Raw genomic sequence first — 19,985 nt, forward strand, 5'->3', positions numbered from 1 at the left:
TTATGATTTAATTAATTTGCGTTGGCTATGTAATAAAACCAGCCTCTTGATCAACAAGAAAGAGAGCCTAATTCGATATATAAGTTGCTGATACACAGAAAAATTGCTTTTTTGTGCAGTAGGTGAAGCATTTTTATCATGCCGTCGATAGAGCATCAGCGCTTCAGGAAGGAATTTAACTTTTCCAACACAGTTAGCCAATAATCCCAGCCACATATCATGCATAGGCACATGCTCAGGGACAGGCAAAGCATAAGCCAGCAACTCTTTCCGAAACGCCATACAGCAACCTAAATAGCTGTTCTTATATAAATTTTTTACAACCCCTTCACTAGACTTTCTCAATCCAAAAAATGAAGGATGTAATTCATTCAAGTTTTTATCAACAACCCTGCAATCACTAACCACGAGCAAATGGTCAGCCAACACCTGCAAACATCTATCTACTTTGTTAGGCAACCAAATATCGTCTTGATCACACAAAAAAATATACTCACCAGATGCGTGAGATAGCGCGCACTCAAAATTTTTCACAACTCCCAAATTTCCATTATGGTTTACGATCTTGATACGCTCATCCTGAATAGATGTAATAATATCCAAGGTGTTATCAACCGAACCATCATCGGAAATAAGGATTTCATCATCATCATTTAGCTGGGGCAGTATTGATCGCAATTGCGCTTCAACAAAACAACTCCCATTAAATGTAGCCAAACAGACAGAAATCATAATTTTTGAAAAAGTTAAGAAGTAATCTAAATTAATACTTTGGACAAGCTGCGTTTTTTTTTAATAATACGTGCAATATTGCTTCTATAGAAAATTAGAAATTTTATGATAAGCTTTTTTAACTAATTTAATCAATCCAACCGCAGATAACAACATAAAAATTATTCGAAAAAAAATATGATGCCACTGCTGCCAACTATTAAAGAAAGCTTTCCAAATAAAATTTGATATATCTTTCTCTGTAAATGGTGAATTTAACCCAAGAATTTCGTTGATAAACAATAGCTGATCTTCAGAAACATAATCCAATTTATGAGAGAAAAGATCATTCGCTTTTCTCACATAAGATTTGTGAATATCATCCTGAAATCTGTTTATTTCACCTTTGGGGAATTCTTTGTGATTTAAATTAATAAAAGTTGGTGGCTTACCAAGAAAGAAATAGGGCACTCCCAGCTCTGCCATATATGCTGCTTGTGATCCCCACTCCATCGATGTTCCATAAGAGAATTGACTAACCAACTGATAAAATCGGTCAATAAAAGAGTCATCATAAACATTACCCACCGTTACAATAGGCAAACCCCAATGTCTTATCTTTTTATGATAGCCAGCATTAATATCGTGCATATGCATACACAATACAATTGGATGAAATTTTTCTGGCAACTGTTTTAACCTATACAAGTATTCGTCATCATCGTGACCACTTGGCTCGACACCTGGAACATGATGAGCAAAAAAGACCAAAGTTCCTTTAGTACATTCCGACCTCCTGTATTCTTTTTTTCTTCTATACAGAATCCACGGATGAACTATCTGTAATATCTTGCGTTGCTTATGATTATTATACTTTTCTGCCTTTAATGGATGCCATGTGAAATGCAAACTAGTTTTATTATTTAGCTCATGAGGATAAAGATTAGACTGCAATCCAACTCCATGATCAGAGTAAAAAAACAGAGGAAGAAATTTAGGGTAGTCAGCCATTTCCCTATAGCATTTTCCAAAACTATAAACCTCTGCAGTCCAGTTAAAATAGTATATTCCATCACTTCGACATGCCATTTCCAGCTGTCGATCACTCATTCCTTGATAATCCAAGTTACTCATCCATACCAATTTATTCAATGCCAACTCAATATAATTACTTGTTCTTAACCCCGAATATTTCCAAAGTCCCTACAAAAAAATAATCCATAAAATCTTATTTATACTACCGCTTTTTAGTTATATCAATATAAGTCAACATCCTCAAAAACAAACCTTTTAAATACTTTGCGCATTCACTCATAACCTAATCCATTAACCTTGAAGCAACTACCGCATGGTCTGTACGTAACAAAGGTATGCCTCTAAGCACGGGGTAAACGAAACCCGACTCTTGAGCAACAAAAACATCTTGCTCATTACTTAGCTTATTAAAAGTTATCGGACATCGCCATTTTATCTCGCCAGATTCACTTAATCCTTGTTTATCCAGAACAATCACACCACTAGGATTTAGTCGATTTGATGAATAATCTAATAGCCGGTACTCAGTTATTGGAGAAGGTAAACGCTCTGCAGCAAGTTTTAAGTTTCTCACATATCCATGCTTGATCATGCGTTGCTTGGCCTCCTCTGAAGCAAGCTCAAAAACAGGCTCAACCAAAACAACCGCTTTTCGCGCAACCCTCCATAGCTCTGTGATAGCCTCTTGTTCACGACCTCCATTCGGCTCTATTGAATGAGATGTATAAACCACATCCACACTGTTATCTTCTAGAGGTATATTAAATATATCAGCGACAAATAGCGTTGCCGACTGGCCCTTTTGAGATAACCAACCGTTGCCCATATGGCAACGAGACCAACTAATATCAAAACCCAAAGTACATATAGGTTTACTTTTTAAATGTCCCAAAACACCTGCGATAGTTGTAGCTTCCCCACACCCCACTTCCATTAAACTAGTTTTGCTATCGACAAGAGGTGTTAATAATTCTGCAAGCTGTGCGCACCAAATATCTTTATCATCAGGATTAGCCAACGTTCCTTTTATATAAGACCCAGCTTGTAAGTCGTAGGCAATAAGAGTAGCAATCTCCATGTTGATATCCGCACCAGTAAACTTCCTAGCGTACTCCATTACATTTTCACCACGAGAAAATGCATTTCTCATACCTTGAATTAACTCGCGAAAGTTAGCTGTTGAAATTAACTCGTTATTCATAGATAACCGCATTCACAAATCCCTTATGAAAATCTCAAATACCCCTCAACTAATTGTTCTTCAGAATACTCCACTCAACGGGCGTTCCTTTTTTAATGTTACTTGTAACCTTCATGCCCAATACAATATCCATATACTTGGAAGACAACCCTAGCCCCGGTCTTATTGCCTTGACATTTTCACTTGTAAGTACCTCTCCCAATTTCAGATCTTTTACGATATATAGCGTTCGCCTATACTGCAGCGATTTTTTTTCGACCTCTGTCGGCCCATAACTAACCTTACCTAATGCTAACCATGCACGCTCCGTCTCAATGACAAGTTGCTTCATTTCAGCTGGTTCCATCGAAAAAGTGCTGTCTACTCCACCATCTGCACGATTCAGAGTAAAGTGCTTTTCAATGACAGTTGCACCCAAAGCGACACTCGCAATTGAAACGCCGATGCCCATTGTGTGATCGGATAATCCTACTTCACAGTTAAACATTTCTCTCATATGAGGAATAGTAGAAATATTGGTATTTTCAGGGGTTGCTGGATAAGTACTAGTACATTTCAGCAGAGTTAAATCTTTACAGCCAGCGCTCCTGGCCGCTCTCACCGTTTCATCCAGTTCTGCAACTGTTGCCATACCAGTGGAAATAATCAACGGCTTGCCAGTAGCAGCAACCCGACGGATCAATGGCAAATCTGTATTTTCGAAAGATGCAATTTTGTAACAAGGGACATTTAATGACTCAAGAAAATCAACCGCTGTATCATCAAATGGTGTACTAAAAGCAATCATGCCAAGCTCTGCAGCCCGATCGAAAATTGGCTTATGCCACTCCCAAGGCGTATATGCCTCACCATATAACTGATACAAGGATGTTCCTGACCAAAGATTGCTTGGATCGCTAATATGAAACTCCCGTTCGTTCAAGTCTAGCGTCATAGTATCTGGAGTATACGTCTGGATTTTCAGGGCGTGAGCGCCTGACTTGGCAGCTGCCTCAACAATGTCCAGCGCTCGTTCAAGAGAGTGATTGTGATTGCCAGACATTTCCGCAATGACGAAAGGCTGAAAGCCCAATCCAATATCGATATCTTTAATTTTCATAATAAATCCAAAGATGTTTAATTCGGTAAGTAACCAATCAACCTTCTAGCCACATTCTTAGCACCATCAGAAGACAGTTTACGTACAAAGGGACAGGGTTCAAGTTTTTGAGATAAAACATTTTGAGCTTTTATAGCAATACTTTTCGGCTCAAACTCCTCAAAAACCGGGCAGTTGTATCGCTTCAGTACGTCAACGACCACACTCTGGTTTTCAGCAATTTTTACAACAACAAAAGGCAATTGAGCGGCCATGGCTTCAATTAAAGTACCTCCAGGTGCACCGATATACAAACTCGCCATACCCATCAACTGAACCATATCAGGATTGTTATGATGCACGCTTAGCCTAGGGTGCTGTATGCCATAGGCATTCTTTAATTCTGAATATAATGGGGAAACAATTAGGTCAATAACCAGCTCAGCTTCTCTTTCCAATAAGGCCTTGGCGATAGCGAATGCGTATTTACCATCGTCCGTTCCACCGAAAGAGATCAATACTCTCTTAACTGCATTTGTGACTCTCCCTGCACCAATCCCAAAAAACTCCGGACGTATAAGTGAATATTCAGAGCCGACCAGCAATTTACTGTTTATATTGTTCTTATAGCTGATTAATTCAGCATATATATTGCCGTTGATGATCACATCGACATGGGAGGCATTGTCGCCAACATCATCAATTGCAACAATCAACTTAAAAAGATGTTTCCAGACCAGTTGTATATCAGAAGGCAGACGATAACTGTCAGTAACAATGATATCGGCCTCTGGAAGCAATTCCAGGTTTTCTGGCCATGCATAGTGCTTAAATCCATACTCCCGAACAATATTGGCGCCTGATGCAAAAGGGGTATAGATCAGGCACTCAACCCCAACATCCGTTAAAGCTGATGCTAGTACTAATGTACGCCTCAAATGCCCCAGCCCAATGAGCTCACCACAATCAGCCAGCACAATGGCTTTCTTACGCATCTGCAAAGCCACTTCCTGCGATCACCTGATCATATTCCAACCGCTCCAGCCTGCCTTTTCTGATGATCTCTGTAGTCATGTTGCCTTCGTTCATGAAGGAATCGATTATAGATAGATGCGAAATAAACTCGCCGTGCATCTGCGTATAGACAGGAGGGTCATAACGATGAAAACATACATTGATATTAGCCGATTCAAAATGCCGAATATCTTCAATCAAATAACTTAGCGCCCCCATTGGAGAAAGATAGACATCAGCCCTGAAATGCTTACATATATCAATCAATCGTTGATAACGGTTTGATGAGTGAGGTATTTCACTAGCAAAATGTCGTGGAGTATTAATCGCAGTTTGACTGCATGCACGCTCAATAAAGCGGATGTTGGCGCTCGCTAGCGATTCGCCCTCCTGCAATCCCAGCAAATAATCCAAGATCCAGGGCATATGTTCTTCCGTATATCGTGAACGGGCATAGGCATGCTTAAGCGTGTTTACTGACTTTAGTAAAAACTTGTCCAGGGCTCCGATTTTGGCTTCGGCTATTATTGTTTTGTTTGTTTTTGAATATTCAACGGGCAACGTTAGCCATGCTGCTCCCGCGGATGTCTTGATCCGGTTACGTTGCTGCCAGCTTTGTTTTGAAAATTCGACCGTATCCAGATAAACAAAATGATCAACTTGATCAATGAGATCAAAATAGCCCAGCCAAGGTAGAAAAGTTGGCTGCATGATTGCAATAGTAGTCATTACAATTAAATTGCCTTCTTTTGTCCTACTACGAACATGCACCGGCCGAGCTCCAATTGAGCGAAAGCAGAATATAGATCCCGCCTAAGCTCAGAAGGTAGCTTTCTTTCGAGCGATACCCGCCGACTATGACACTCTGCACCTAGCCGAGAGTCTGAGGTATAGTCATATCCAAGCAAAAGAAATAATTCCATGGGAAAATCCGACTGTCTATATACTGGTTGCAATGCAGCGGCCTCCAGCATTTTTTCCATTGCATTGAAAGATAAGTAATGTATGTGCTCAGGGGGAGAAACCCAGTAAGGTTTTGAGTCTTTCTCTCCATGAAAGATTTTCTGCAGCGGATTGAAATCATTACCGGATCTGACAATGGCCACACCACCTGGCTTTAAAACACTTTCCGCGGTCTTTAAATTCAGAACAGGATCAAATGTTTGTTCCAATACATTAACAAAAAGAACAGCATCATAAGTTTCCGGCTTGATGACTTGGGTTTTTACCAGCTCCTCGAATGAGCCTAAATATGCTGTAAATCCTTTTTTCCTTACCTCATCAACCGCGATAGAGCCCAGATCGATTCCTTCCACTTCGAATCCCTGGTCTCTCATATCTGCCAATAAAAGACCTAGCCCACAGCCGACTTCAAGGACTTTCTTGCCAGAAGAATATTTTTTGACAGCATGCCCAATATCAGCATGTAAGGTTTCTCTCAACCAAGTAGCCTGCTCTTCGGCTTCAGCGCCTCCTCGTCTAGATCTGGCAATATCGGCGGCTCTTTTTCCTTCGTCAATCAATTGATAATAGGAATTACGATAAAAATCCTCTAATTCATTTTGAGTAGGCATCGGCTCCAAGACTCTATGTCCAAAGACAGGATGTACCCGTGTCGTATATTTAGTCATTCAACAATCTCCCAAAATTTTCATGGTATCAATCGCTGTTACGATTTCATTCACACTGGCTGATTTACCGAATATCCATTCATCAAATAAACGTAATCCCGGATAGTCATTCAAATGATCATTCAGACCAGCAACCGCTTGAGCGAAGCTTGCTTTAGGGAACTTATAAGACACAGGGGTCTTGATTATTTTGTAATGATCCGGCATATCGCCCTCAGATACGCCCAACTTGACGACCTCTTGCCAGACTCTGTGTACATAAGACTCTGGATTAAGATAGATATCACTATCATGCCCGGTAGTAATTTCCGCAGCCACATATGCACGCCCTTCCGGGGCTGTACCATTGCCGAAAGCGCTTGGCGCAGATGCTCTATATACCAAATCATCTCGGTCAAAGTTCTGTATCCATGAATAAGGGCCTATCGAATTTTGGGGGACATCGAAATAAAAAATCACCATCGCCACTAGATGGATATGTTCAGATAAATCGATATTCAACCCTAAAGTATCAGATAACGTTTGAGACCCGGATGTCCAAAACACATAATCGCACGCTAACTCTTCGGAATCAGCCAGTTTTAAATTAATCCGCTGAGCACCTATCTTTTCAATTTTATCGATTGAGGTTTCGGTTTTTATCGTGACCCCAATATCAGCAAGGTGTTGCCTGGATGCGCTTGAAAATGCACCCATACCGCCATTTGCAGGATAAAAACATCTGCAATCGAATCCCGATGCCTTATCTCTGACGTATTTCATTGGATCATCCGAGCTGGATTTAAGAATAAGTTCGTCCAACAATGGTACTGTTTTCAGCAAAGACGCCAATTCAGCGTTGACCAAACTTATACGTCTTGCCGGTATTGCGGAAAATGCTACAGAAGATAGCTCTTTGGCATCAGTCAACAGCATTTTCTCAAGAGCGCGATTCAGTAAGTCAGCCACCTTCGCACCATACCGCCCAACCAAATATGAAGCCAAATTCCGCTCAAGCGTTGGTTTGTCCAATATTGCGAACTGTTTCTCCGCTACATGCTCAAGTAAGTCAACCAAACAATCTGCAACCTGCTCGGATGGTAGGCTGGTGAAATCCGGATATTCGATTCCATGTGTTTCCTTGCCTTGATATATAGATTTTAGCAAGGGGTTGATACCGACCGGCTCTTCACCTAAAAGATCAAATAATAATTGTGTCGTTCGATTATCTTCATTCGAAAACAAATGGCATCCCAAATCAAGCTGGAAACCATCCCAAGGAATTGAGAAATGTACTCCACCTAAATTTCTACCCTGCTCAATTAGCACAGTATCGACGCCTTGATCTGCAAGATACTTTGCCGCAACAATCCCTTTAAACCCTCCACCCACTACGGTAATTTTAGGTCTCATGATATGCCGGCCTCAATCAATTGGTATTGAAAGGCCGCAAACATCAATTCCGCATGCCTAAAATCCTCTTCTGTATCAATATCCTGCACCCGCCAACGCGGGATGAATACTGGAAATGAAGTATCGGCAAATACCCGTTTCTTACTCAACCATGCATCAGGCTGCCCCCAATAGAACTGACCTGCATCATGTAAGGCAATTGGTAAATCTTGAGAACGGGTAGAAAAATGCTCTGGGAAAAACATTTCTACTCCACCTCGATCATTCTGTCTAAATGAACGAAAAATTGGAAACGCAAAGTCAGTGACAGAGAATGCATAGTCCCATTCCCCTGTATAAAGGGCATCTAGCCCACGTCTAAGGTCATCTACTTGAACAAAAGGGGCAGTTGGATATAAGCAACAAAGCGCATCAATAGTACCAATTTGATCCATTGCCCATTGCATAGAATGTGCAATAACTTCTGCTGTCCCGGCATAATCATCAGCCAACTCGGCTGGACGAACAAATGGTACTTCTGCCCCATACTGTATGGCAATGTCTGCTATTTCACCATCATCAGTCGAGACAATGACATGATCAAACAAGCCTGATGAGTGAGCGGTTTCAATAGACCATGCAATCATTGGTTTACCACAAAAATCGCGGACATTCTTGCGAGGAATTCTTTTGCTTCCTCCACGTGCGGGAATCACTGCGATTGTTTTGTTTTTCATACTATACGTCTCAGCAACAGTAACTCAGAATGGTAACCATCTACAGTTCGATAGCCATAAGGAAATACATTACGTTCGACTAATTCATATCCTGGCAGCATGGACAGATAGTCTTCACTTTTGATCGGTATATCGACACCTATATCATCAGGTTTTTTACGCACCTGTTTTCCTTCTCGCATATTTCTAAGCAAAATCCATGTCGTTTGAAGCCTCACAACTTGTTGCAGGTAATTGCTGACAATCTCCGGCTCCATTTCCTGGAAAGAGATGAAGTTAACGAACAGATCCACTTTCCCCTGTAATTTCTCAATTTGCCATGAAGCAAGCACAGAAGCTGTCGGAAGTGCATCAATTTCTATTGTCTGTTCTGCTTTCAGTTGTGCGTAAGTTGCTACATTCTTCTTGCCAAGAACTTCTGCCAGATAGTATTGGGCTATGTAACTCGTTGGGGGGATATCAATATCGATATAACGAATACCTTGTATACCCGAATACGTCAGCACTTCACCCAGCGTGCCAAACCCTCCGCCAATCTCAAGCACAGTTTTAGGCACATCCACAAGATGCCTCTTCAGCAGTGCAAGTCCAAGGATATAATTCAATGCTGAACGGCTGTATTTTTTCCCGTCAAACTCCCAATGTTCAACCGGATTTCCAACTTTACTTTCCGAGAACGTATGCAAGTAAGGGAGTTTGTGAGCATCATCAGCAGCCAATAAGACTCTGTAATCCGAGAGAGCAGCACTATACCCGTTTAAAAACTGATCAAGTGCTAGTATAAGCTTCGTTGAATCTGGGTAATTTTCACTGAACCAATCAGTTATTCGACTGATTTGCTCGACACTGAAACTATTGGCAGGCGAACCATAAGTAGGTACAAAGAATCCCAGTGGTTTTGGCAAAGACCTAAAATTCTCTATCCCGGCTTCGCAAACTTCTTGCACTATCTGATTTGATGCCTCCCTCCAAAATGCCGAAGGCTGATAAACAGAATCCTGGGACTTCATATCTTCAATAGCAAGTGTCAACTCTGGATATTTATTCATTTTTATAGTCTTATTAACAATTATCTTAAAATAGATGCGATTTTTTCTTTCACTTTACTTTGCATCTGGTGACTTAAGCTTGGGAATATAGGGATACTGATCGCTTCGGCATAGTATTTTTCCGCTTCTGGATAGTCGCTTCTGTTATAGCCGAACTGCTCATAATATGGCTGCCGATAAACGGGGATGTAGTGCAGGTTCACGCCGATGCCTTCAGCACGCAGAGACTCAAAGACTTCTCTGCGGTTTTTGTTACCCACCTGCAAGCGAACCACATACAAGTGAAAAGCTGAATACACATCGGGATGTTGCCATGGAGTCATGACAGATACATCTGCCAAGAAAAGATCGTACTGCCTGGCAATTTCATGCCTTTTAATAACAAATTCATCAAGCCGTCGCATCTGGCTTAAGCCCAGTGCAGCCTGGATATCAGTCATTCTATAATTAAAACCTAAATCAATTTGCTGGTAATACCAAGGGCCATCCGAGGCGTGGGTCATTTTGCTTTCATCACGCGTAATCCCATGACTACGGAGTAGTTGCAAACGTTCAGCAATGTTGGCGTCATTGGTAAGTGCCATACCTCCTTCGCCTGTAGTAATGATTTTTACCGGATGAAAACTAAATACCGTAATGTCACTATACTTACAATTACCAACAGGCTCATTTTTGTACCTGCCACCAATAGCATGAGATGCATCCTCAATCACTTTAAAACCATATCGTTGGCTTAGCGCAAAAATGGCTGCCATATCACACGATTGACCACACAGGTGTACTGGAATCACTACCTTGGGTAACTTTCCCTGCTTTTCTGCAGCTTCAAGCTTTTGGGCCAGTTGCTCGACGCTGAGGTTGTAAGTTTTTGGATCAATATCAACAAATTCGACCTGTGCACCGCAATACAATACGCAATTTGCACTTGCAACGAATGTAATCGGGCTGGTCCAGACAATATCACCAGGTCCAACGCCAAGCGCAAGGCAGGCAATATGAAGCGCGCTGGTAGCACTATTCACGGCAACTGCATGCTTGGCTTTGCAGTACTTTGCCACAGCACTTTCGAAAGCCGGTACGGCTGGACCTTGCGTCAGATAATCAGAACGCAATATATCGACAACAGCCTGAATATCATCCTCAGAAATGGATTGGCGTCCGTAAGGAATCATACTTTAAATTTTCCCGACCATATTCTTGTTTGTTGCAATCCAAGATTGCAGTTGCTCAACGGTCATCCAGTCTTTATTGTTATCAGATGAATATGTAAAATCCGGCGCTACCTTAACCCCGCCGTTAATTCTTGCAGGGTCTTCGCTCCACTTGTGGATAGCAGGCAGTATTTTGAAATGCTCGGAATATTCGTAGGTGTGCAGCGCATCCTCTTCGCCTATCATCTGCTCATGCAGCTTTTCTCCTGGACGAATCCCAACAATCTCATGACGTGCCCCTGGCGCTGCCGCTTTAGCAATATCAGTGATTTTCATGGATGGAATTTTTTTGACATAAATTTCCCCTCCAACCATATCCTCAAAAGCATGCCAGACCAACTCCACCCCTTGCTCCAAGGTAATCATGAAGCGTGTCATACGCTCATCGGTAATCGGTAAAACACCGCGCTCAGCAATCGACATGAAGAATGGAATCACTGAACCTCGCGAGCCCATGACGTTGCCATAGCGTACGACAGAGAATCTCGTCGAATCAATCCCGGAATATGAATTACCTGCAACAAACAATTTGTCCGAAGCCAACTTAGTCGCTCCATACAAATTGGCTGGACTACTAGCCTTGTCTGTGGATAGGGCAACCACGCGTTTTACTCCTTGATCAATACAGGCATCGATCAGGTTCATTGCACCATTGATATTAGTTTTTACACACTCGAATGGGTTGTATTCTGCAGTGGGCACAATTTTGGTAGCCGCAGCATGCACTACGTAATCTATACCGTGCAGGGCTCGACTTAACCGGTCTTTATCCCTTACGTCGCCGATAAAGAACCTGACGCGACTATTACTACCGTAAAGCTTGGCCATTTCCCATTGCTTCATTTCGTCTCTTGAGAAAATAACCAATCGCTTTGGGTTGTATTTTGCCAGCGTCATGGGGACGAAAGTATGTCCAAAAGACCCTGTGCCACCGGTAATTAAAATCGAAGAATTTGTCAGCATAAAATTGTTGGAGTAATCATAGGTTAATTAGTTGAGAATCTTATCGTGCAGTATTTCCTGGACAGTTCCTGACTGGATTAACTCGCCTGCCTGGAACCTGAGAATACGGTCGCAATTACGGACTGTGGATAATCGATGCGCCACAATGACAATGGTCTTGCTGCCATGCAGCATATCGACAGCCTGCATGACTTCTTTTTCTGTTTCTTCATCCAGGGCGCTGGTAGCCTCGTCCAGCACCAGAATATCAGGATCATGATAAAGCGCTCTGGCAATGCCAATCCTCTGCCGCTGTCCGCCGGATAAGCGCACCCCTCTCTCACCAACAACGGTATCAATGCCATGAGGTAAGCTATCAACAAATGTATGCAGCTGTGCGGCATGAATCGCTTTTTGCAGGGATTCCATATCGATATTATCCTCTGCAATCCCAAAGGCAATGTTATGTTTCAAGCTATCATCAGTGAGAAAGATGGATTGTGGAACATAACCTATCATGTCCTGCCAGGAACGTAGTGCCTGATGAATATCTTGGCCATCCACCATGACATGCCCAGCCTGCGGCTTTAACAACCCAAGAATTATATCAATGATGGTGCTTTTTCCCGAACCGCTCTCGCCTATCAACCCAATGCTCTGCCCCTTGGTTATCTTGAAGCTGACATTCCTTAGTGTGGGAGATACGGAGGATGGATATGTGAATTCGACAGACTGCAGCTCCATTGCCGAATTAAAGCTGATTTTGTTCTCTACTGAAGGCTGCAGCATGACAAGGCTCAGCTCCTGATACAGCATATCCACTATCGGCAGGCCATATCGCACAGTCTGAATTGAGCCGAGCAGCCTGTTGGCCGAGGGTAGCAGCCTGAAAGCTGCTGCTGCAAACAATGCCAAAGTAGGCATGATTTCCTGAAAACCTCGCCCCTGCGTCGTCATCAACAGTACTAAAATTGCCAGGCCTACGACAGCCGTGAACTCCAACCACAACCTTGGCATTTGCTGCAGGCTGAATTGATAACCGGCGACCTTGGCCACGCGTGAATTATGACTGGAGTAAAGATGCATAAAGTTGCTCTCCCTGCCCAGCAAGAGCACATCTTTAATTCCCCCAAGGCCTTGTTGAATGTGCTGTATCCTCATGCCTTCATGATGCTGCCTTTCCCTCCCCCACCGGAGAATATGCCTTCTTGAAAAGCTCAGGAATGCGAGTCCGAAAACGCCCAAAGACAATAAGACAACCGTGGCGCCCACAGGCTCGATCACCAATAGCAGCAACAGCACTCCAACCAACACCAGTACTTCTGTCAATATCAACAAGAACGCACTTGTAGATATTGCAAACAGGTTTGTTTCCGTCGTGACATTTCTGATTAATTGCGCGCTATTACGTTGAAGATGAAAAGCATACGGCTGTTTCAGATATAGCTCAAACAAGCGGCGAGACACATTTTGCTGCAACCCATATGAATATCTTGCCTGGTAGTTCACCAAAAAGCTTAGAAACAAGCCCTTGACAAGATATATCCCAACAAGAATCAGCATTGCAACCGTAATAATGTCAAGCTGACCTCCCATACTAAAAAAGTGGATTATTTGATTGAGAAGCGGATACTGATTAAGCAAATCCCCCTGAATGATCATGCCTACCACCGGCACAACCAATCCCACCCCCAATGTTTCCAGTAACATTCCCACGATCATCAGCAATAATAAAACTGCCGCACGCCTACGTTCAGTCGGCGTCAAGATAGCATGAAGTTTGCGTAGAACACTCATTCAGCAAGAACCTTAAAATCGCTATAAGCCTGCGCCAATCCTTCCTTTAAGTCAGTATTTGCCTTCCACCCTGCCTTGGTCAGCCTACTCACATTCATCAGTTTCCTCGGTGTCCCATCTGGCTTTGTAGTGTCGAATTCAATGGTGCCTTGGTAACCCACGATCTGCTTAATGAGCTCAGCCAGCTCCTTGATGGTGACGTCTTCACCCACGCCCACGTTGATAAGCGGCGGTTCGAATCTGCCGGTCTTGCTTTCGTCACTTCCCAACAGGGCCTGGTAGTGGCCTTGGGACAGCTTCATGAGGTAGACACAGGCATCGGCCATGTCGTCACTGTAGAGGAACTCTCTCTTGGGCGTGCCCGTACCCCAGACGGTGACAGTGGGTTGGTGGTTGTGCTTGGCTTCGTGGAACTTGCGCAGCAGGGCCGGGATGACATGGCTGTTCTCAGGATGGTAGTTGTCACCAGGACCGTAGAGGTTGGTAGGCATGGCGGCGAGGTATTGAGTCCCGTATTGGCGGTTGTAGCTCCAACACATTTCGATGCCAGCAATTTTTGCTAGGGCATAGGGACGGTTGGTCGGTTCCAGAGGACCGGTCAGAAGGTGTTCTTCTTTCATGGGCTGCGGAGCCAGCTTGGGGTAAATGCAACTGGAACCCAGGAACAGGAGCCGGGTGACGCCGTGCCTCCAGGCGTTATGGATGACATTGGTCTGGATGGCAAGGTTGTCACGGATGAATTCTGCCGGGTAAGTATTGTTGGCGACGATGCCGCCGACCTTGGCTGCGGCTAGGAAAACATATTCCGGCTTGTGTTCGGCAAAGAATTGGTCCGTGGCTTTTTCGTCAGTCAGGTCGAGTTCTGCATGGGTCCGTTTCAGGATGTTGGTATAGCCTTTGCTCTCGAGATTTCTGACGATGGCGGACCCCACCAGGCCCCGGTGGCCTGCCACGTAAATGCATGCGTGCTTATCCATTAGTGCGCTCTACCCTGCTATTCGTTGTAGTCATAAGCAGCGAAGCCGTGTTTCTTGACGAGTTCGTCACGCTCGGCGCTCTTGAGGTCTTCGCGCACCATTTCGGAGACGAGTTCCTGGAAGCTGGTCTTGGGAGTCCAGCCGAGTTTTTGCTTGGCTTTGGTCGGGTCGCCCAGCAGGGTTTCAACTTCGGTCGGACGGAAGTAACGTGGATCGACCTGGACGATGGCTTTGCCATTGGCATCATAGCCTTTTTCGTCGATGCCCTGGCCTTGCCAGGTGATGGCGATGCCGAGTTCCTTGGCGGCGGCGTTGACGAAGTCGCGGACGCTGTATTGAACGCCGGTGGCAATCACGAAGTCTTCTGGGTGCTCTTGCTGCAGCATGAGCCATTGCATTTCGACGTAGTCCTTGGCGTGGCCCCAGTCGCGCAATGCGTCAAGATTACCTAGGTAGAGGCTGTCTTGCAGCCCCAGTTTGATTCGCGCCAAGGCGCGGGTGATCTTGCGAGTGACGAAGGTTTCGCCGCGCAATGGGCTTTCGTGGTTGAACAGGATGCCGTTGCAGGCATAGATGCCATAGGCTTCACGGTAGTTGACGGTGATCCAGTAGCCATAGAGCTTAGCCACGGCATAGGGGCTGCGTGGGTAGAAGGGAGTGGTTTCTTTTTGTGGGACTTCTTGTACTAAACCGTAAAGTTCGGAGGTAGACGCCTGATAGAAGCGGGTCTTTTTTTCCAGGCCGAGGATGCGGATGGCTTCGAGGATACGCAATGTGCCGATGCCGTCGGCATTGGCGGTGTATTCCGGGGTTTCGAAGCTGACGGCAACATGGCTCATGGCAGCCAGGTTGTAGATTTCGTCCGGTTGCACTTGCTGAATGATACGGATCAGGTTGGTGGAATCAGTCAGATCGCCGTAGTGCAGGATGAAATTCTTGTTATCAACATGCGGGTCTTGGTAAAGATGGTCGATGCGGTCGGTGTTGAACAAGGATGCACGGCGCTTGATGCCGTGCACTTCATAGCCTTTTTTCAAAAGTAATTCAGAGAGATAGGCTCCATCCTGACCTGTTACACCTGTTATCAATGCTACTTTCTTTGCCATATTTTTATCCTGTTAATATTGCAAGATCATTTATTCTTGCAAATCGTCTGTTACTTCATTCCGTAACTCTGCAATTTCATGAGCTAACTGCTCGTACTCCTTGATCTTGTGCTTAAGAAAGTTGATTGTGACAGTTGCTTTATGCTCAATGCCTTTAGGCGTCAACACATACATGTAAGCTAGCTTGTTCTTGCTGTTGCGGAAGTTCGAAACCTTGAGTAGCCCAACTTCAACCAAGGCCTTAAGGCAAAAATTCGTCTTCCCCAAGCTGACACCCAAAGCCTTCGCCAGCTCGCGCTGGCTGATGTCAGGTTTTTCCTGAACCAGCTTGAGTATCTTGTAGCGGTATTCATCGGTGAGCATTAATGCGATTTAACCATCATGCGTTCAAATAGTGAACGCAGTTTACAAAATCTTTCAGCATGCTTCAAGCATGATAATTTCCCGAGCTAAGTGTTATGCTTGAAACATCACAAAACGAGGAGTCTTGAGTATGGCCAATGTACTGATCACCGGCGCAAATCGCGGCCTTGGTCTGGAGTTCACCAAACAGTATGCTGAGGCTGGGTGGAATGTGCTGGCATGCTGTCGCAGCCCTGAAGATGCTGAGGAGCTATTGCAACTGGCTAGCCGCTTCAAGGATCTGGTGAGCGTACATAAATTGAACGTAGGCAACTTCCACCAGGTGGACGAGCTGGCAGCATCGTTGGCGGACCAGGCGATTGACGTGCTGATCAACAACGCGGGAATCTACCCTGACAGCAGCACCGCAGTATTCGGCGATGCCGATTACGATGCCTGGCTGGAGGCATTCCGTATCAACAGCCTGGCCCCGTTCAAGATGGCCCAAGCCTTTACTTCCCACCTTGCGAAGGGGAAATTGAAGAAGCTGGCCAACATCACGAGCAAGATGGGCAGCATTTCGGACAACACCAGTGGCGGCAGCTATATTTACCGCTCAAGCAAAACCGCATTGAACATGATCACCAAAAGCTTGTCGGTCGACCTCGCAAAGCAAGGCATCACTGCTGTCGTGCTGCATCCAGGCTGGGTGCTAACCGACATGGGCGGCCCCAATGCATTGATCAACACGGAACAGAGCATCAGCGGGCTGCGCAAGGTCATCGACCAGCTCACACTGGCTGATGCAGGCAAATTTTATGCATACGACGGACAGGAAATCCCCTGGTAGGAACATAAGCCTGCAGGAGGTGCTGCGCCCGCTGGTTTACAAAGGGCGCGGTGCCGCGAGCAATGCCAGCGGCAGGTTCGAGCAGCATCGCCATGCAGACGAGGATGACGGCTGGGGCAATCTGGATGCCGACCTTGAACCGCTGCGTACCGAGGTGATCATCGACAGCAGCCGCTCCATCATCAATTGGAACACTTCACCCGATATTCCATTCGACCGCTCGATCAACCCCTATCGCGGTTGCGAGCATGGTTGCATTTACTGTTTCGCCAGGCCCAGCCATACTTATCTCGGCTGGTCGGCAGGCCTGGATTTTGAGAGCAAGATACTGGTCAAGCCTGATGCGGCTAAACTGTTGCGCAAGGAGTTGTCCAAACGCAATTATCGATGCGCCACGATGGCGATGGGCACCAATACCGACCCTTACCAGCCGCTGGAAAAGCAGCAGCGCCTGACACGCCAGATACTCGAGGTGTTAGCTGAATTCCGCCATCCCGTGAGCATCGTGACCAAGTCTGCCATGGTTGAGCGCGATATGGATATTCTCGCCCCCATGGCTGAGCAAGGGCTGGCCCAAGTGTTCATTTCGATCACTACGCTCAACAACCAAATCAGCCGCACCCTGGAACCGCGCGCTGCTGCCCCGCAGCGGCGAATACAAACCATAGAACGCCTGCATGCGGCAGGAATCCCGGTAGGAGTAATGACGGCACCAGTTATCCCGGTGCTGACCGATACGGAACTGGAAGCTATCTTGAAGGCAGCGGCAGAGGCTGGCGCCATGAGCGCTGGCTATGTACTGTTGCGATTACCGTTAGAGGTATCGCCCTTGTTCGAGGAATGGCTGCAGCTACACTACCCACTCAAGGCCGCACATGTGATGAGCATTATCCAGCAAAGCCGAGAAGGGAAAACCAACCAGGCCGACTTTCATGGGCGAATGAGTGGCAGTGGGCTGTTTGCCGACATGATTAGGCAACGCTTCAAGCTGATGACGAAGAAGCTTGGACTTAACCAGCGGGACATGAAAATGAATACTGCATTATTCCGTCCATCAGGCCAGCCGGAGCAACTTGGGCTTTTTTAGAGTTGCCAAGGCGCTGGTTTTGTTGCCTTGGAGGAACGCTTATTACAAGTTCGCCATGCATGGTTGCTACATGGATGCCGGATCAAGTCCGATATGACATCCCAGAATGACCTTCCGTCATTCTCCATGCGCACCATTTCCACCTCAGCCACAGTCATGCCGGGCGGAGACCCGCCGGCATCTCGTCAACATTGCGCATAACCTCATGATCCCGGCTCAGAAGCCGGGATGACGAATACTTCTTACCGCGGGTCAAGCCCGGTAAACTTCTTGATACCGCATTGCTTCTCCTAATGCCTGGCCATTACTTTTAAACCACAAGCCCCAACCTGGCGCCAATCAACCTAAGCTGCTGCAAATTAGCGCGGCATATGCCTCTAAAATCTTCAGTAATCCGTCCATCATCGGCAACAAGCTCCCAGAATTTTCTTGCCATATCAAATGCCTGGTTCCAGGCATCCTGCTCTTCAGGCATAGGGAGCACCACCTCAAATCGACGTACCGGCACTTCCCCCCCTGGCAATGGCGGATAACTCATAGGCAGCATGTCATAGGCGGGCGTCAGGCCCAGTTCATTGCCCAAGAAGAAACTCAGGTTGCCGAAGTGCATGTCGGTGTTTGCAATCAACTTGCCAAACCACCACAACAGCCTGATTTTCTCAATCAGCGAGCCGGGCACCAGGCCAATTTGCGCCAGCCGGCTGGCAGCCTCGACCCAGGAACCATTCCCCATACCGACAAAGGCCGCATCCAGGCCATAGAGGGACCCTGTCGCCAGCCGGCCAAACTCGCCTACCCGGTCGAAGCGCTCCACCTCAAGAAAAGTTCTGCCCTGCGCCATGATGATCCTGCTTCTGGATGCATCCACATGCCCGGCACTGCCAAGCACCTCCAGCGCCAAATGCTCACATATCAACAAATCAGACCAACGCCTGACCGCAGGCGAACCATCCGCCCCGGAAAACTTGACGATGACATGCGGCGTGGTCGCTCCCGGAAGCGCCCTTGTTGCGGTAAATTTTGGAAATTCGCCAGCGGCGCTTGAGCCTGCGCCACCATATTGAATCGCAATTTCGGCAAGTTCTGCATACCGGTCTTGAATCAGATGTTCCGGAATAATCTCAGGCGGTTGGGTCAGCGTGGAAAGGTATGCCCGATAAGCTTTTTCCCCGATGATGAGGTTGCCCGGGTTGTCGTGGCCGCGGACGGATAAAACATAAACAACATCATCATCGGACCACTCCTCCGGATTTTCGGAAACATTGAAGTCTTGCGCGATCTGTCGCGCCAGGCTTCTGCCCAAGAATCCCTGGGGCCGCATATCCTGCAACGGATAAGGCAGGCCGTCCCACCAAGCGTGGCAACCTGCAGGCACAGGCCAGCCTATTGCCCCAACATCTAGTGTCGAGCCTTGAGGCTCTATCAGTTCAATCGCGGAAAGTTGCCTGCCTCGGCCTGCTGCATCAACCGCATAAACCGGGATAGGTGCGAGCTGACCGCGCAAAGGGCGCCTGAGCGCATAGCGTGTGTTTCTTGTCGTACCCACACGCACTATCGCATCGCCACGCTCGCGGATAATGCGGTGGACGCTGGGCACACTGACCCCACTCTCTTTTGCCAGTGATATTGCATCTGACTTACCTCGGCGCTTGAGCTCGTGCTCAAGCAAGGTACGTGCACTGGTGTTAATTGGCCTCATCAGGGTTACTTAATAAGTTATGATGAAATAAATATACATTTATATTAAATAAAATCAAATAATTATTTATTTAATTAAATATACTTTGATCAGATAAAATATTGGAATGATGTAATGAGTGCGATCGAGATAGGCAGGCAATGAATC

Annotated in this window: 19 protein-coding genes; 2 read left to right on the plus strand and 17 right to left on the minus strand. The window is 45.8% G+C overall.

Translation table 11 applies throughout. The annotated features are described in order from the left end of the window. The 16 genes from LG198_RS04365 to LG198_RS04440 all read right to left on the minus strand — a co-directional run bounded on the left by LG198_RS04365 (position 1) and on the right by LG198_RS04440 (position 16,223). Positions 1-717, minus strand: coding sequence for a glycosyltransferase family 2 protein (locus tag LG198_RS04365; protein ID WP_230341932.1), 717 nt, complete (start codon positions 715-717; stop codon positions 1-3). A 99-nt stretch (positions 718-816) separates the two neighbouring features. Then, positions 817-1,821, minus strand: coding sequence for a hypothetical protein (locus tag LG198_RS04370; RefSeq protein ID WP_230341933.1), 1,005 nt, complete (start codon positions 1,819-1,821; stop codon positions 817-819). 208 nt (positions 1,822-2,029) lie between these two features. Then, positions 2,030-2,947 (minus strand): class I SAM-dependent methyltransferase, encoded by a 918-nt coding sequence (locus LG198_RS04375; RefSeq protein ID WP_230341934.1) that lies wholly within the window; start codon positions 2,945-2,947, stop codon positions 2,030-2,032. Positions 2,948-2,996: 49 nt separating this feature from the next. After that, entirely contained in the window at positions 2,997-4,046 is a 1,050-nt protein-coding gene (gene pseI, locus LG198_RS04380; RefSeq protein WP_230341935.1) for a pseudaminic acid synthase, read from the minus strand. A gap of 17 nt (positions 4,047-4,063) precedes the next feature. Continuing rightward, positions 4,064-5,020, minus strand: a complete 957-nt coding sequence (gene pseG, locus LG198_RS04385; RefSeq protein ID WP_230341936.1) for a UDP-2,4-diacetamido-2,4,6-trideoxy-beta-L-altropyranose hydrolase — start codon at positions 5,018-5,020, stop codon at positions 4,064-4,066. Further along, complete coding sequence (locus LG198_RS04390; RefSeq protein ID WP_230341937.1) at positions 5,013-5,768, minus strand: WbqC family protein; 756 nt, start codon at positions 5,766-5,768, stop codon at positions 5,013-5,015. The genes pseG and LG198_RS04390 overlap by 8 nt, the downstream gene beginning before the upstream one ends. A 5-nt stretch (positions 5,769-5,773) precedes the next feature. Then, on the minus strand, positions 5,774-6,670 hold the full coding sequence (locus LG198_RS04395) for a class I SAM-dependent methyltransferase (protein WP_230341938.1): 897 nt from the start codon (positions 6,668-6,670) through the stop codon (positions 5,774-5,776). Beyond that, positions 6,671-8,062 (minus strand): protoporphyrinogen/coproporphyrinogen oxidase, encoded by a 1,392-nt coding sequence (locus tag LG198_RS04400; protein WP_230341939.1) that lies wholly within the window; start codon positions 8,060-8,062, stop codon positions 6,671-6,673. It abuts the gene before it with no gap. Next, positions 8,059-8,778, minus strand: coding sequence for a pseudaminic acid cytidylyltransferase (gene pseF, locus LG198_RS04405; protein WP_230341940.1), 720 nt, complete (start codon positions 8,776-8,778; stop codon positions 8,059-8,061). The genes LG198_RS04400 and pseF overlap by 4 nt, the downstream gene beginning before the upstream one ends. Beyond that, complete coding sequence (locus tag LG198_RS04410; RefSeq protein WP_230341941.1) at positions 8,775-9,827, minus strand: putative sugar O-methyltransferase; 1,053 nt, start codon at positions 9,825-9,827, stop codon at positions 8,775-8,777. The genes pseF and LG198_RS04410 overlap by 4 nt, the downstream gene beginning before the upstream one ends. 20 nt (positions 9,828-9,847) lie before the next feature. Further along, positions 9,848-10,999 (minus strand): UDP-4-amino-4,6-dideoxy-N-acetyl-beta-L-altrosamine transaminase, encoded by a 1,152-nt coding sequence (gene pseC, locus LG198_RS04415; protein ID WP_230341942.1) that lies wholly within the window; start codon positions 10,997-10,999, stop codon positions 9,848-9,850. A 3-nt stretch (positions 11,000-11,002) separates the two neighbouring features. Next, entirely contained in the window at positions 11,003-12,001 is a 999-nt protein-coding gene (gene pseB, locus LG198_RS04420; RefSeq protein WP_230341943.1) for a UDP-N-acetylglucosamine 4,6-dehydratase (inverting), read from the minus strand. Between the two features lie 27 nt (positions 12,002-12,028). Next, positions 12,029-13,777 (minus strand): ABC transporter ATP-binding protein, encoded by a 1,749-nt coding sequence (locus tag LG198_RS04425; RefSeq protein WP_230341944.1) that lies wholly within the window; start codon positions 13,775-13,777, stop codon positions 12,029-12,031. After that, positions 13,774-14,754: a GDP-L-fucose synthase family protein gene (locus LG198_RS04430; protein ID WP_230341945.1), complete on the minus strand. Its 981-nt coding sequence runs from the start codon at positions 14,752-14,754 to the stop codon at positions 13,774-13,776. The genes LG198_RS04425 and LG198_RS04430 overlap by 4 nt, the downstream gene beginning before the upstream one ends. 17 nt (positions 14,755-14,771) lie before the next feature. Next, a complete protein-coding gene (gene gmd, locus LG198_RS04435; RefSeq protein WP_230341946.1) occupies positions 14,772-15,860 on the minus strand; it encodes a GDP-mannose 4,6-dehydratase in 1,089 nt (362 codons plus the stop codon). A 30-nt stretch (positions 15,861-15,890) separates the two neighbouring features. After that, positions 15,891-16,223, minus strand: a complete 333-nt coding sequence (locus tag LG198_RS04440) for a MarR family EPS-associated transcriptional regulator (protein WP_230341947.1) — start codon at positions 16,221-16,223, stop codon at positions 15,891-15,893. A gap of 130 nt (positions 16,224-16,353) precedes the next feature. Between LG198_RS04440 and LG198_RS04445 the strand changes: the two genes are divergently transcribed. Together LG198_RS04445 and LG198_RS04450 are read left to right on the plus strand one after the other, a co-directional pair. Further along, positions 16,354-17,052 carry an SDR family oxidoreductase gene (locus tag LG198_RS04445; protein WP_230341948.1) on the plus strand — a complete coding sequence of 233 codons (699 nt, stop codon included), beginning with the start codon at positions 16,354-16,356 and terminating at the stop codon, positions 17,050-17,052. After that, a complete protein-coding gene (locus LG198_RS04450) occupies positions 17,021-18,139 on the plus strand; it encodes a PA0069 family radical SAM protein (protein WP_230341949.1) in 1,119 nt (372 codons plus the stop codon). The genes LG198_RS04445 and LG198_RS04450 overlap by 32 nt, the downstream gene beginning before the upstream one ends. 310 nt (positions 18,140-18,449) lie before the next feature. Here the strand turns inward: LG198_RS04450 and yjjJ are convergent, their stop codons facing one another. Further along, positions 18,450-19,838 carry a type II toxin-antitoxin system HipA family toxin YjjJ gene (yjjJ, locus tag LG198_RS04455; protein ID WP_230341950.1) on the minus strand — a complete coding sequence of 463 codons (1,389 nt, stop codon included), beginning with the start codon at positions 19,836-19,838 and terminating at the stop codon, positions 18,450-18,452. Between the last annotated feature and the right edge of the window lie 147 nt (positions 19,839-19,985).

This window comes from Methylobacillus arboreus, assembly GCF_020532725.1.
Lineage (GTDB): Bacteria > Pseudomonadota > Gammaproteobacteria > Burkholderiales > Methylophilaceae > Methylobacillus > Methylobacillus arboreus.